Origin of the sequence: Exiguobacterium sp. s129 (genome assembly GCF_018617585.1) — a bacterium.
GTDB lineage: Bacteria > Bacillota > Bacilli > Exiguobacteriales > Exiguobacteriaceae > Exiguobacterium > Exiguobacterium aestuarii_A.
Map to the genome: position 1 here is coordinate 19,296 of NZ_JACSKL010000013.1, position 14,864 is coordinate 34,159.

General features: G+C 48.0%; 11 protein-coding genes. All 11 read right to left on the bottom strand.

Annotation, left to right across the window (positions count from 1 at the left end):
• Positions 1-11: 11 nt before the first annotated feature.
• Entirely contained in the window at positions 12-293 is a 282-nt protein-coding gene (gene rplW / locus KNO92_RS12515) for a 50S ribosomal protein L23 (RefSeq protein ID WP_026824834.1), read from the bottom strand.
• Positions 293-916: a 50S ribosomal protein L4 gene (rplD, locus tag KNO92_RS12520; protein ID WP_012727676.1), complete on the bottom strand. Its 624-nt coding sequence runs from the start codon at positions 914-916 to the stop codon at positions 293-295. The genes rplW and rplD overlap by 1 nt, the downstream gene beginning before the upstream one ends.
• 28 nt (positions 917-944) lie before the next feature.
• Entirely contained in the window at positions 945-1,571 is a 627-nt protein-coding gene (gene rplC / locus KNO92_RS12525; RefSeq protein ID WP_074032441.1) for a 50S ribosomal protein L3, read from the bottom strand.
• A gap of 62 nt (positions 1,572-1,633) precedes the next feature.
• On the bottom strand, positions 1,634-1,942 hold the full coding sequence (gene rpsJ, locus KNO92_RS12530; RefSeq protein ID WP_074032438.1) for a 30S ribosomal protein S10: 309 nt from the start codon (positions 1,940-1,942) through the stop codon (positions 1,634-1,636).
• 377 nt (positions 1,943-2,319) lie between these two features.
• Entirely contained in the window at positions 2,320-2,829 is a 510-nt protein-coding gene (locus KNO92_RS12535; RefSeq protein WP_214697126.1) for a hypothetical protein, read from the bottom strand.
• A 108-nt stretch (positions 2,830-2,937) separates the two neighbouring features.
• On the bottom strand, positions 2,938-4,125 hold the full coding sequence (gene tuf, locus KNO92_RS12540; protein ID WP_214697124.1) for an elongation factor Tu: 1,188 nt from the start codon (positions 4,123-4,125) through the stop codon (positions 2,938-2,940).
• Positions 4,126-4,239: 114 nt separating this feature from the next.
• The gene (gene fusA / locus KNO92_RS12545; RefSeq protein WP_214697122.1) at positions 4,240-6,318 is read right to left on the bottom strand and encodes an elongation factor G; all 2,079 of its coding nucleotides are present in this window, start codon (positions 6,316-6,318) and stop codon (positions 4,240-4,242) included.
• A 112-nt stretch (positions 6,319-6,430) separates the two neighbouring features.
• Positions 6,431-6,898 carry a 30S ribosomal protein S7 gene (gene rpsG, locus KNO92_RS12550; protein WP_021066600.1) on the bottom strand — a complete coding sequence of 156 codons (468 nt, stop codon included), beginning with the start codon at positions 6,896-6,898 and terminating at the stop codon, positions 6,431-6,433.
• Between the two features lie 48 nt (positions 6,899-6,946).
• Positions 6,947-7,369 (bottom strand): 30S ribosomal protein S12, encoded by a 423-nt coding sequence (gene rpsL, locus KNO92_RS12555; protein WP_012727683.1) that lies wholly within the window; start codon positions 7,367-7,369, stop codon positions 6,947-6,949.
• A 290-nt stretch (positions 7,370-7,659) separates the two neighbouring features.
• On the bottom strand, positions 7,660-11,259 hold the full coding sequence (gene rpoC, locus KNO92_RS12560) for a DNA-directed RNA polymerase subunit beta' (RefSeq protein WP_214697121.1): 3,600 nt from the start codon (positions 11,257-11,259) through the stop codon (positions 7,660-7,662).
• Between the two features lie 22 nt (positions 11,260-11,281).
• Positions 11,282-14,830, bottom strand: coding sequence for a DNA-directed RNA polymerase subunit beta (rpoB, locus tag KNO92_RS12565; RefSeq protein WP_214697140.1), 3,549 nt, complete (start codon positions 14,828-14,830; stop codon positions 11,282-11,284).
• Positions 14,831-14,864: the final 34 nt, after the last annotated feature.

The window sequence follows — 14,864 nt, forward strand, 5'->3', positions numbered from 1 at the left end:
AAGGTAGTTAATTAACCGAGGAAGTCGATTGTGTTGCCTTCTGCAAGAGTTACGATCGCTTTTTTACGGCGAGCTGTGTAACCAGCGTGACGACCGACACGTTTCGCTTTCGGTTTGTAGTTCATTGTGTTTACCGAAGCAACTTTCACATTGAAGATTGTTTCGATAGCGTGTTTCACTTGCGATTTAGTCGCTTTTACGTCGATTTCGAAAACGTATTTGTTAGCTTCCATGAGGCTAACTGAACGCTCAGTGATGATCGGACGTTTGATGATATCGTATGCTTGAGCCATTATGCAAGCACCTCCTCTACCTTCGCAACCGCATCTTTAGTGAAGATGACTTTGTCGTTAGCAACGAGGTCAAGAACGTTTACGCCTGCTGCGTCGATCACAGTCACTCCTGGGATGTTACGAGCTGCGAGAGCGATAGTCTCATTGTAGTCCGCTGTGACTACAAGAGCCTTACGTTCTACTGATAAGCTGTTGAGTACAGCAGCCATATCTTTTGTTTTTGGTGCATCGAAAGCAAGGCCTTCGAGGACGATGATTTCGTTGTTTTGTACTTTCGACGAAAGAGCCGAGAGAAGTGCTAAACGACGAACCTTCTTAGGAAGTTTGTAAGAGTATGAACGTGGTGTTGGACCGAAGACTGTACCACCACCAACCCATTGTGGTGAGCGGATAGAACCTTGGCGCGCACGACCAGTTCCCTTTTGTTTCCATGGTTTACGGCCGCCACCGCGTACTTCCGAGCGACCTTTCGTATCGTGAGTACCTTGACGGCGTGATGCTTGTTGCATGACGATTGCGTCGTAAAGTACTGATTCGTTTGGCTCGATTCCGAAGATGGCTTCTGCCAATTCGATTTCGCCAACTTGTGAACCTGTTTGGTTAAGCAAAGCTACTTTAGGCATTCGTAATTCCTCCTTTCCGTGCAGTTAATTAGTTACCTTTGACCGCTGATTTGATGATGACGTTCGATTTACGAGCGCCTGGGATAGCACCTTTCACGAGGAGAAGGCCGCGTTCCACATCAACTTTAACGATTTCAAGGTTTTGAATTGTTTTACGCTCTCCACCCATTTGACCAGGAAGAAGTTTCCCTTTGAATACGCGGTTAGGAGCGACAGGACCCATCGAACCAGGACGACGGTGGTAGCGCGAACCGTGAGCCATTGGTCCACGTGATTGTCCGTGACGCTTGATCGCACCTTGGAATCCTTTACCTTTCGATGTACCTGTAACGTCTACTAATTCACCTGCAGCGAAAATGTCTGCCTTAATCTCTTGACCGATTTCGTATCCTTCTACTGAAGTACGAACTTCTTTGATGAAGCGCTTAGGTGTCGCGTTTGCTTTCGCAGCGTGACCTTTTGATGGTTTGTTTTGACGTGATTCTTTGATGTCTCCGAAACCAAGTTGAACTGCTTCGTAACCGTCTGTATCAACTGTTTTAAGTTGAAGAACGACGTTACCTTCTACAGCAACTACTGTTACCGGTACAACTTCGCCTGCTTCGTTGAAGATTTGAGTCATACCAAGTTTTGTTCCTAAGATTCCTTTAGCCATGAGATACACCTCCTGTTAAATAATTAATTGTCTCTTCTGGCTAGTATCTACTATATGAAGAATTAAAGTTTGATTTCGATGTCTACACCTGATGGTAACTCGAGACGCATAAGCGAATCGACTGTTTTCGGTGTTGGGTTTACGATGTCGATCAAGCGTTTGTGTGTACGCATTTCGAACTGCTCACGAGCATCTTTGTACTTGTGAACCGCACGAAGGATCGTGTAAACCGATTTTTCAGTTGGGAGCGGGATTGGACCCGATACCTTTGCACCTGAACGCTTCGCAGTGTCAACGATCTTCTCAGCTGATTGATCGAGAACGCGATGGTCATATGCTTTTAAACGAATACGAATTTTTTCATTTGCCATGTTTGTTTCCCTCCTTTGTCGCCTATTTTAAAAATAGACAATTCTCCGCGGAAATTTCCACACCGGCCATGGCAATGCTGCCTGGCGTGTCATAACCTCCCGCTTCAACGCAGCGTGCTTGTGTCAGCAGAGGCATCCGATCATTGCAAATCAACGATTGGACCCATTTTCTGCTGTAAAGTCTCTCACCACTCGCACAAACACTTAATCATTATATCTAATCTGGTCATGGAATGCAAGATTAGATTTTTGAAGTTGCTGGTTGTCTGATGAGTTGCTCAACGTTCCCTAATGTAACAAGATTCGCGAGCTTTTGCAAGAGAAAATTCATTCTTTTATTGAACTATTTTTCAAACGAACTCCCATGTCAACTCGACCTAGCGTTTCATCATCTCTCCAAATCGCTCCGTTACCCCTTCTACGACCGATTGTGGGGCTCTTCTTAAACACGCATGAACAATTCCTTCATTTATATCGTGTGTCTCAAAATAGCGAGCCAGACGCGTCAGTTTATCCTCTCGACCGATGACTGTATAAAGGACAATCCATTCTTCGAGGTGCATCCAGTTCCCTTCTGCTTCTATATAAGGATGTGTATAGATGCCGTCAGTACACTTCATGCGAAAACTGGACATGACATCTACGTCGGTCCCCTCGAAAACATACTCCCCAAAGTACGTCGTCAAGTATGCCTCATGTGGTTCAGATGATTGTTTCTCTCCGGCACGACTCAAGATCTGGTCTAACCGTTCAAACTGATCGGGCTCTACGAAAACATCAATGTCATTCGTTTCGTCGACAATGCCATGATGCTTTAACAGTTGCGAACCACCGATACGATATGCGATTCCATTCAAGCGACAAACCGTCTCTAATTGTTTCAACATGACGTCACTCCTTTCTCGTATGCTTCATCTTACCACGCTCATCCAGAAACACAAAAAAGCAGCCCGCATATTGCGGACTGCTTGAAGTTGTTCAGTTGAATCAATCGATTACTCGATGATTTCTGTTACTGAACCAGCACCTACAGTACGGCCACCCTCACGGATAGAGAAACGTGTACCGTCTTCGATCGCGATTGTAGAAATCAATTCGATCGTCAACTCGATGTTGTCTCCTGGCATTACCATTTCAGTACCTTCTGGAAGGTGAACGATACCTGTTACGTCAGTTGTACGGAAGTAGAACTGCGGGCGGTAGTTCGCGAAGAATGGCGTGTGACGGCCACCCTCTTCTTTAGAAAGAACGTAGATTGATGCTTTGAATTTTGAGTGTGGTGTGATTGAACCTGGCTTAGCAAGTACTTGTCCACGCTCGATGTCGTCACGTGATACACCACGGAGAAGTGCACCGATGTTGTCGCCAGCTTCAGCATAGTCAAGAAGCTTACGGAACATCTCTACACCAGTACATACAGTTTTCTTAGTTTCTTCTGTAAGACCAACGATTTCGATCTCGTCGTTGACGCGGAGAACACCACGCTCAACACGACCAGTCGCTACAGTACCACGACCAGTGATTGAGAATACGTCCTCAACAGGCATCATGAAGTCTTTGTCTGTGTCACGAACTGGTTCTGGGATGTACTCATCAACAGCGTTCATGAGTTCCATAACTTTTTCTTCCCACTGAGCTTCACCGTTAAGTGCGCCAAGTGCAGAACCTTTGATTACAGGGAGGTCGTCGCCTGGGAAGTCGTATTCAGAAAGAAGTTCACGGATTTCCATTTCAACGAGTTCGAGGAGCTCTTCGTCGTCTACCATGTCAACTTTGTTCATGAAGACTACGATGTAAGGAACACCTACTTGACGTGAAAGAAGAATGTGCTCACGTGTTTGTGGCATTGGGCCATCTGTTGCAGATACAACGAGGATCGCGCCGTCCATTTGAGCAGCACCAGTGATCATGTTTTTAACATAGTCAGCGTGTCCTGGGCAGTCAACGTGTGCGTAGTGACGCTTGTCAGTTTCGTACTCGATGTGAGCTGTTGCGATTGTGATACCGCGCTCGCGCTCTTCTGGAGCACCATCGATTTGGTCAAACTTAGTAGCTGTTTTACCTTGTGCACGTGAAAGTACAGCAGAGATTGCTGCAGTCAAAGTTGTTTTACCGTGGTCGACGTGGCCGATTGTACCAACGTTAACGTGCGGTTTAGAACGGTCGAATTTTTCTTTACCCATTCTAGATTCCTCCTCTATTAAACGATTAGTTTTTATTTAACTAGGAAGACGTAGGTTACTTTTAACATACGTCCTCCTTAGCTTACAACAATCAATCTAGCGATACAACCGTTATTAGCCGTTCGCTTTTTTGACGATTTCTTCAGCAATTGATTTCGGTACTTCTTCGTAGTGATCGAAGTGCATCGAGTACGTTCCACGTCCTTGTGTACGTGAACGAAGTGATGTTGCGTAACCGAACATTTCTGAAAGTGGAATCATCGCTTTAACGACTTGTGCGTTACCGCGAGCTTCCATACCTTCTACGCGTCCACGGCGTGACGTTACGTCACCCATGATGTCACCCATGTATTCTTCAGGGATAACAACTTCAACACGCATCATTGGCTCAAGGATGACAGCTTTCGCTTGGTCCTTAAGTTGTTTAACCGCCATCGAAGCAGCAACTTTAAACGCCATCTCGTTCGAGTCGACATCGTGGTACGATCCGAATACGAGGCGAGCTTTAACGTCAACTACTGGGTAACCAGCGAGGATACCGTTTTCGAGAGCTTCTTCAATCCCGTTTTGAACAGCTGGGACGTATTCACGTGGTACAACACCACCGACGATCTTGTTCTCGAACTCGAATCCAGCGCCTTCTTCGTTCGGCTCGAATTCTACGACAACGTGACCGTACTGACCGCGTCCACCAGACTGACGAACGAATTTCGAATCGATCTTCGCAGCGCCACGGATTGTTTCACGGTAAGCAACTTGTGGTGCACCAACGTTAGCTTCTACTTTGAATTCGCGACGCATACGGTCAACGAGGATATCAAGGTGAAGCTCACCCATACCAGAGATGATCGTTTGACCAGTCTCAGGGTTTGTTTCAGTGCGGAATGTTGGATCTTCTTCTGCGAGTTTCGCAAGAGCTTGACCCATCTTATCTTGGTCTGCTTTCGATTTAGGCTCGATTGCAACCGAGATAACTGGTTCTGGGAACGTCATTGACTCGAGAACGATGTTATCTTTCTCTGTGCAAAGCGTGTCACCAGTAGTCGTGTCTTTGAAACCAACAGCAGCGGCGATGTCACCAGCGTATACCATTGGAATCTCTTCACGGCTGTTTGCGTGCATTTGAAGGATACGACCGAGACGCTCACGCTTCCCTTTAGTCGAGTTCTTCACGTATGATCCTGCTTCAGCTGTACCAGAGTACACGCGGAAGAACGTCAATTTACCGACGTAAGGGTCAGTCATAACTTTGAACGCAAGTGCTGAGAATGGAGCTTCGTCAGAAGGCTCACGCGTGATTTCTTCTTCTGTATCGAGGTTGATCCCTTTGATTGACTCAACATCAACTGGTGATGGGAGGTAATCAACAACGGCGTTAAGCATGAGCTGAACACCTTTGTTCTTGAAGGCAGAACCAACGAGTACAGGGTAGAATTCAACGCTAAGTGTCGCTTGACGGATTGCAGCTTTCAATTCATCGATTGAAATCTCTTCACCTTCAAGGTACTTCATCATCAACTCTTCGTTGAAGTCAGCAACACCTTCGATCAATTGACCGCGAAGTTCTTCAGCTTGGTCAGCCATGTCAGCTGGGAAGCCATCTGTTACTTCGATGTCAGTACCGAGGTCGTTGTTGTACATGTAAGTCTTCATTTCAACGAGATCGATGATCCCTTTGAAATCGTCCTCTGCTCCGATTGGGAGTTGGATCGCGTAAGCGTTCGCTTGAAGACGATCGTGGAGCGTCTTCACAGAGTACAAGAAGTCTGCGCCGATTTTATCCATCTTGTTGACGAATACGACACGTGGTACACCATATGTCGTCGCTTGACGCCATACAGTTTCAGTTTGTGGTTCTACACCTGACTGAGCGTCAAGTACAGCAACAGCACCATCAAGTACACGGAGTGAACGTTCAACTTCTACTGTGAAGTCTACGTGTCCAGGTGTATCGATGATGTTTACACGGTGGCCATTCCACTGTGCAGTTGTCGCAGCTGAAGTGATCGTGATTCCACGCTCTTGCTCCTGCTCCATCCAGTCCATTTGTGAAGCACCTTCGTGCGTTTCACCAATTTTGTGGATACGACCTGTGTAATAAAGAATACGTTCAGTTGTTGTCGTTTTACCGGCATCGATGTGAGCCATGATCCCGATGTTACGAGTATTCTTTAGGGAGAATTCTCTTGCCATACTGGGTATTCTCCTTCCGCATGTTTGATTTTCGTGTGCGCGCACACGATATGATTATACCCGAAAGCCACTCCGTTAAGCCATGCTTGGCGGAGTGGACTTTACGATTAAATTACCAACGATAGTGAGCAAACGCTTTGTTTGCTTCTGCCATCTTATGCATGTCTTCGCGTTTCTTAACAGACGCACCAGTGTTGTTGGCTGCATCCATGATTTCATTCGCGATACGTTGCTCCATCGTTTTTTCGTTGCGGAGACGAGCGTAGTTCACGAGGTAACGAAGACCAAGTGTTGTACGGCGCTCTGGACGAACTTCAACAGGAACTTGGTAGTTAGCTCCACCTACACGGCGTGCTTTAACTTCAAGTACAGGCATGATGTTGTTCATTGCTTCTTCGAACACTTCCATAGGCTCTTTGCCTGAGCGTTCAGCGATGAGGCCAAATGCGTTGTAAATGATAGTTTGAGCTGTACCTTTTTTACCGTCTAACATGACACGGTTAATGAGGCGAGTTACCAATTTCGAGTTGTAGATCGGATCTGCGATAACGTCACGACGTTCTGCACGGTTTTTACGCATCCGAGTACCCTCCTTTCAAAATTTCAATTGTATTTTAGTTGGCGAGAATTACTTCTTCGCAGCTTTCGGACGCTTCGTACCGTATTTAGAACGGCCTTGCATACGTCCATCAACACCTGCAGTGTCAAGCGCACCACGAACGATGTGGTAACGTACCCCTGGTAAGTCTTTTACACGTCCTCCACGGATAAGAACAACGCTGTGCTCTTGAAGGTTGTGGCCAATACCTGGAATGTACGCAGTCACTTCGATTTGGTTAGTCAAACGAACACGAGCATACTTACGAAGCGCCGAGTTCGGTTTCTTCGGAGTCATTGTACCAACACGTGTACAAACACCACGTTTTTGTGGTGAGCTCACGTTTGTTTGTGACTTGATGAAACTGTTGTAACCTTTGTTAAGTGCTGGAGAGTCAGATTTAACGACTTTCGATTTACGTCCTTTACGGACTAACTGGTTAATAGTAGGCATCTTTGAAGATCCTCCCTTCCTGAATGTTGCTATTTTCTAGTCCCACCGACCCGGGTGGTTCATTTAAGGTCATAACGAAACGCTTTTACGAGGCGTAGGCATTCCATGACCTCGCAAAAACGTGAGTTATACCTTGAAAGTGGCAATTGTAGCAGCCAAACCTTCCCGTAGAAAGTTCGGATGGACGTCCAAGTAGCTTGCCGACTGCTGGACATCGTTGTCATCGACAACAACCGATTGGCGGCACTAAATCATAGTAGCACCGCCAACCTGCGCTGTCAAGACGTATTTTACTCGACGGTTGTATCTTCGAGTGCAACTGGCGCCTCATCTTCTTTAAGTTCGACATCGCGGTAGACAGCCATTCCAGTACCAGCTGGAACGAGTTTACCGATGATGACGTTCTCTTTGAGTCCGAGGAGATAGTCGCGTTTCCCTTTGATTGCCGCATCTGTCAAGACACGCGTCGTTTCTTGGAACGAAGCCGCTGAGAGGAACGAATCTGTCTCAAGCGATGCTTTCGTGATCCCAAGAAGGACTGGTTTTGCAGTCGCTGGGTGTTTTCCGTCACGAATCGCATCTTTACACGCTTCTTTGAAGACGCTGATGTCGACAAGTGAACCTGGGAGAAGTGGTGTGTCACCAGACTCGATGACTTTGACACGACGAAGCATTTGGCGAACCATAACCTCAACGTGCTTATCACCAATTTCTACCCCCTGCATCCGGTATACTTTTTGAACTTCTTGGAGAAGGTAGTTCTGAACACCAGATACACCACGGACGGCGAGCAATTCTTTCGGATCGATCGAACCTTCCGTGAAGACTTCACCGGCTTCTACTGTATCGCCGATTTGAACACGGAGACGCGCTCCAAATGGAATCGTGTAAGAACGTGTTTCACTGAATCCTTCGACCGTGAGTTCACGCTTGTCACGCGATTCCGTGAAGTCGATGACCGTACCAGAGATTTCCGAGATGACCGCTTGACCTTTCGGGTTACGGGCTTCGAATACCTCTTGGATACGTGGAAGACCTTGTGTGATATCGTCTCCGGCAACCCCACCTGTGTGGAAGGTACGCATTGTAAGCTGCGTTCCTGGCTCACCGATTGATTGTGCGGCGATGATACCGACGGCTTCCCCGACTTCAACGTTTGATCCAGTAGCCAAGTTACGTCCGTAACACTTCTTACATACGCCGTGTGACGTGTTACATGTGAAGGCTGTACGGATTTCAACTTGCTCGACACCCGCATCAACGATGACGCGTGCGATATCTTCTGTGATCAATTCGTTCTTATCAACCAACACTTCGCCCGTTTCAGGGTGTGTGACTGTTTCAAACGATGTACGTCCGACGAGACGGTCGTACAAGTTTTCGATTTCTTCCGTACCTTCGCGGAGTGCAGAAACACGGATTCCGCGGTCTGTTCCACAATCTTCTTCACGGATGATGACATCTTGCGCAACGTCAACGAGACGACGCGTCAAGTAACCTGAGTCAGCTGTCTTCAAGGCTGTATCGGCAAGACCTTTACGAGCCCCGTGAGTCGAGATGAAGTACTCTTGAACCGTCAGACCTTCACGGAACGACGATTTGATTGGAAGTTCGATGATGCGACCAGATGGAGCGGCCATCAAACCACGCATACCCGCAAGCTGCGTAAAGTTAGATGCGTTACCACGGGCACCAGAATCAGACATCATGAAGATCGGGTTCAAGCGGTTGAGGGATTTCATCAATCGAGATTGAATTTCATCCTTCGCTTCGTTCCATGCACGTACAACGCGCTCGTAACGCTCATCTTCTGTGATGAGACCACGACGGAACGACTTCATGATTTGGTCGACTTGTTTTTGTGCCTCATCCAAGATTTCCTGTTTATCAGGAAGTACGATGATGTCGGCGATCCCAACTGTCACACCGGCTTTCGTCGAGTGTTTGAAGCCGAGATCTTTCATGCGGTCAAGCATGCGGCTTGTTTCAGTCGTTTCAAACTTCTGGAACACTTCCGCGATGACTTTTCCAAGGAATCCTTTTTTGAACGGGTCGATAATTGGACGTGATGCGATTTCTTCCGCAACGTTCGCCCCTTTGTCGATGAAGTACTTATCAGGAGTTGCTTCCTGCAAGTTTTCCATTGTCGGCTCGTTCAAGTATGGGAACGTGTTTGGCAAGATCTCGTTGAAGATCATCTTACCAACAGTCGTAATGAGCAATTTCTCGTTCTGCTCGTCTGTGAACGTCGGGTTGTTGAGCGTACGTGCCGGAAGTGCCACACGCGAGTGCAAGTGGACATATCCGTTTTGGTAAGCGATCAACGCCTCGTTGACGTTCGAGAACACTTTCCCTTGACCGACGGCATCTTCACGTTCGAGTGAGATGTAGTAGTTACCGAGGACCATATCCTGCGATGGTGTAACAACCGGTTTTCCGTCTTTCGGGTTCAAGATGTTCTGTGCAGCGAGCATGAGAAGACGTGCTTCCGCTTGTGCTTCTGCAGAAAGCGGAACGTGGACGGCCATTTGGTCACCATCGAAGTCGGCGTTATAAGCCGTACATACGAGTGGGTGAAGGCGAATCGCACGACCTTCAACAAGAATCGGTTCGAATGCTTGAATACCAAGACGGTGAAGTGTCGGGGCACGGTTCAAGAGAACCGGATGCTCACGGATGACTTCTTCAAGGACGCCCCAGATTTCAGGTTGCATCTTCTCGATTTTGCGTTTTGCGTTCTTGATGTTCGAAGCGATGCCGCGACCGACAAGCTCTTTCATCACGAACGGTTTGAAGAGCTCAAGTGCCATCTCTTTTGGAAGACCACACTGATACATCTTCAAGTTCGGTCCGACGACGATAACCGAACGTCCTGAGTAGTCGACCCGTTTACCGAGAAGGTTTTGACGGAAGCGACCTTGTTTCCCTTTCAACATGTGTGAAAGTGATTTGAGCGGACGGTTACCAGGACCTGTTACCGGACGACCACGACGACCGTTGTCGATGAGGGCGTCAACCGCTTCTTGAAGCATACGCTTCTCGTTTTGCACGATGATGTTCGGCGCGCCGAGGTCGAGCAAACGTTTGAGACGGTTGTTACGGTTGATGACTCGACGATACAAGTCGTTCAAGTCAGATGTTGCAAAGCGTCCACCGTCGAGCTGTACCATTGGGCGAAGCTCTGGTGGGATGACAGGAAGTACTTCAAGGATCATCCAATCCGGATTGTTCCCTGATGTGAAGAACGCATCGAGAACTTCCAAACGCTTGATCGCACGTGTACGACGTTGACCTTGGACAGTTTTCAACTCTTCACGAAGCTCGCTCACTTCTTTTTCAAGATTAACGTCTTGAAGGAGTGTACGGATCGCTTCAGCACCCATGTCTGCTTTGAAGTCACTACCGTATTTTTCACGATAGAGACGGAATTCTTTTTCCGAGAGAAGTTGTTTCTTCTCGAGCGGTGTATCACCTGGCTCTGTGACCACGTAAGAAGCGAAGTAAATCACTTCTTCAAGTGCACGTGGTGACATATCGAGAACAAGCCCCATGCGGCTTGGAATCCCTTTGAAGTACCAGATGTGCGAAACTGGTGCCGCGAGCTCGATATGGCCCATTCGCTCGCGACGCACTTTCGCTTTCGTCACTTCAACGCCACAGCGGTCACAAATGACTCCTTTATAACGGATACGTTTGTACTTCCCGCAGTAACATTCCCAGTCTTTCGTAGGACCGAAGATTCGTTCACAGAATAATCCGTCCTTCTCTGGTTTAAGTGTACGATAGTTGATCGTTTCCGGCTTTTTGACTTCACCGTAAGACCACGAACGGATCTTCTCTGATGAAGCCAAGCCGATTTTCATATATTCAAATCGATTAACATCTACCAAGGGGCCGACCTCCCTTTTCGCCTTATTCCTCTTCCGTAACAGTCGGTTGAACGACTTGTTCTAACGCCGATGTTGCGTTCGGGATGTTGTCGTCATCTTCATCTTTCATTTCGACTTCTTCATCATCCGCTGACATCATCTTGACTTCCATACCGAGCGCTTGAAGCTCTTTGATCAAGACGCGGAATGATTCAGGAACGCCCGCTTTCGGAACGCTCTCGCCTTTCACGATGGCCTCGTATGCTTTCACACGACCAACCGTGTCATCCGACTTGATTGTCAAGATTTCTTGGAGCGTGTAGGCTGCGCCGTACGCTTCAAGAGCCCAAACTTCCATCTCCCCGAAGCGCTGACCACCGAACTGTGCTTTACCACCGAGCGGTTGTTGCGTAACGAGTGAGTATGGTCCAGTCGAACGAGCGTGAAGTTTATCATCAACCATGTGCGCGAGTTTGATCATGTACATGACACCGACAGAGACACGGTTATCGAACGGTTCACCCGTACGACCGTCATAGAGACGCGTCTTCGCATCTTTATCCATACCAGCCTCTTCAATCGTTGCCCATACGTCTTCCTCACGCGCTCCATCGAATACAGGTGTCGCCACTTTGATGCCGAGCTTCTTCGCCGCCATCCCTAAGTGAAGTTCAAGCACCTGACCGATGTTCATACGAGATGGTACCCCAAGCGGGTTGAGCATGATGTCAACCGGTGTACCGTCTGGCATGTATGGCATATCTTCTTCAGGGAGGATCCGCGAGATAACACCTTTGTTACCGTGACGTCCCGCCATCTTATCCCCTTCGTGAATCTTACGTTTTTGAACGATGTAGACACGTACCATCTGGTTGACGCCCGGAGACAACTCGTCGCCGTTTTCACGATCGAACACTTTGACATCCAAGATGATTCCGTCTCCACCGTTTGGTACACGAAGTGACGTATCACGTACTTCACGTGCCTTCTCACCGAAGATTGCGTGCAAGAGACGCTCTTCCGCCGTCAATTCCGTAACTCCTTTAGGCGTTACTTTACCGACGAGGATATCGCCATCCTTGACTTCAGCTCCGATGCGGATAATTCCACGATCGTCCAAGTTACGAAGCGCGTCATCTCCGACGTTTGGAATATCACGTGTGATTTCCTCTGGTCCGAGTTTCGTGTCACGTGACTCTGACTCGTACTCTTCGATATGAATCGATGTGTACACGTCATCTTTCACGAGACGCTCACTCATGATGATCGCATCCTCATAGTTGTAACCATCCCAAGTCATGAAGGCAACGACGACGTTACGGCCGAGCGCGAGCTCACCCATATCCATCGACGGACCGTCTGCAAGGATTTCTCCTTTTTCGACACGGTCGCCAGCTGCGATGATTGGTTTTTGGTTGTAGCATGTCCCTTGGTTAGAACGGACATATTTTTGAAGTTTGTAGCGGTCTAAATCACCTGAAACCTCAGAACCGTTAACGTCAGACGTACGACGGATCAAGATTTCACGCGCTGTGACACGCTCAACGACACCTGGGTATTTCGCAACGATTGCTGCCCCAGAGTCTTTCGCAGACACGTACTCCATTCCAGTACCGACGATTGGTGAATCTGGTTGGAGAAGCGGTACTGCTTGACGTTGCATGTTCGCTCCCATGAGGGCACGGTTCGAGTCATCGTTCTCAAGGAACGGGATACATGCTGTCGCGGCAGAAACAACCTGTTTCGGCGAAACGTCCATGTAATCGACTCGGCTTGGCTCAACTGACAAGTTTTGTCCGCGGAAGCGGCAAAGAACTTGTTCGTCTGCAAAGTGACCGTCTTCTGTGAGCGGCATGTTCGCCTGTGCAACGACGTAGAGGTCTTCCTCATCAGCCGTCATATATTGGATATCGCCAGTGACAAGACCTGTTTCCGGGTCAACGCGACGATACGGTGCTTCGATGAAACCGTACTCGTTCACTTTCGCATAAGACGAGAGTGAGTTGATGAGTCCGATGTTCGGTCCCTCTGGTGTTTCGATTGGACACATCCGACCGTAGTGCGAATAGTGAACGTCTCGAACTTCGAAACCGGCACGCTCACGTGTCAAACCACCCGGTCCAAGTGCAGAGAGACGGCGTTTGTGCGTCAACTCAGCGAGCGGGTTCGTCTGGTCCATGAACTGTGACAATTGCGAGCTACCGAAGAACTCTTTCAATGATGCGATAACCGGACGAATGTTGATAAGCGCCTGCGGTGTGATCGCGTTTTGATCTTGAATCGACATACGCTCTTTTACGACACGTTCCATACGAGAAAGCCCGATACGGAATTGGTTTTGGAGAAGTTCTCCGACTGAACGAAGACGACGGTTTCCTAAGTGGTCGATGTCATCTGTTGTTCCGACTTCGTGAAGTAAGTTGAAGAAGTAGTTGATTGAAGCGATAATATCAGCCGGCGTAATATGTTTAATACTACGGTCGATATTGCCATTTCCGATGATGTTCAAGACACGCTCTCCATCTGGGTCATCTGGTGAGATGACTTTGATTGATTGAAGACCGAACGGTTCACCTTCAGCGACACCACCAGTTGGTTCCGCATCGACATAACCGAGGCCGCTCTCCAAGTGTGGGAGGATACGATCTAAGTTGCGGCGATCGAGGACTGTTCCAGCTTCAGCGAGTACTTCGCCTGTTTCTGGGTCCACGAGCGTTTCCGCCAATTTTTGACCGAACAAACGGTTCTTAAGATGAAGCTTTTTGTTCATCTTGTAGCGACCGACGTTCGCTAAGTCATAACGTTTCGGGTCGAAGAAACGTGACACGAGAAGTGATTTCGCATTTTCTACCGTTGGTGGTTCACCAGGGCGGAGACGCTCATAAATCTCGATCAACGCTTTCTCTGTAGACTCTGTATTATCTTTTTCAAGGGTGTTACGAAGGTATTCGTCATCCCCGAGAAGGTCGATAATCTCTTGGTCCGTACCGAATCCGAGGGCACGCAACAACACCGTTACCGGGATTTTACGGGTACGGTCGATACGAACATAAACGATATCTTTGGCATCTGTCTCGAGTTCGAGCCAAGCACCACGGTTCGGGATGACGGTTGCGCCAAATCCACGTTTACCGTTTTTATCGAGTTTAGCGTTATAGTACACGCTCGGTGAACGAACAAGCTGGGAAACGATGACGCGTTCTGCACCATTAATGATAAACGTTCCCGATTCTGTCATGAGCGGGAAATCACCCATGAATACTTCTTGTTCCTTAAGCTCACCTGTCTCTTTGTTTTGGAGACGTACTTTTACGCGAAGTGGCGCAGAATAAGTAACGTCGCGCTCCTTCGATTCATCGATTGAATACTTCGGCTCACTGAGCGAGTAATCGATGAACTCCAATACGAGGTTTCCTGTGAAGTCGGAAATCGGTGAAATGTCCGTGAACATTTCCTTCAATCCTTCACGCAAGAACCACTCATAAGAAGCAGTTTGAATTTCAATCAAATTCGGAAGCTCTAATACCTCACTGATACGGGCAAAGCTTCTTCTCTGACGGTGACGACCGTACTGAACAAGTTGACCAGTCAACTGATTCACCTCTCAGACCCCCAATTCTTTAGCG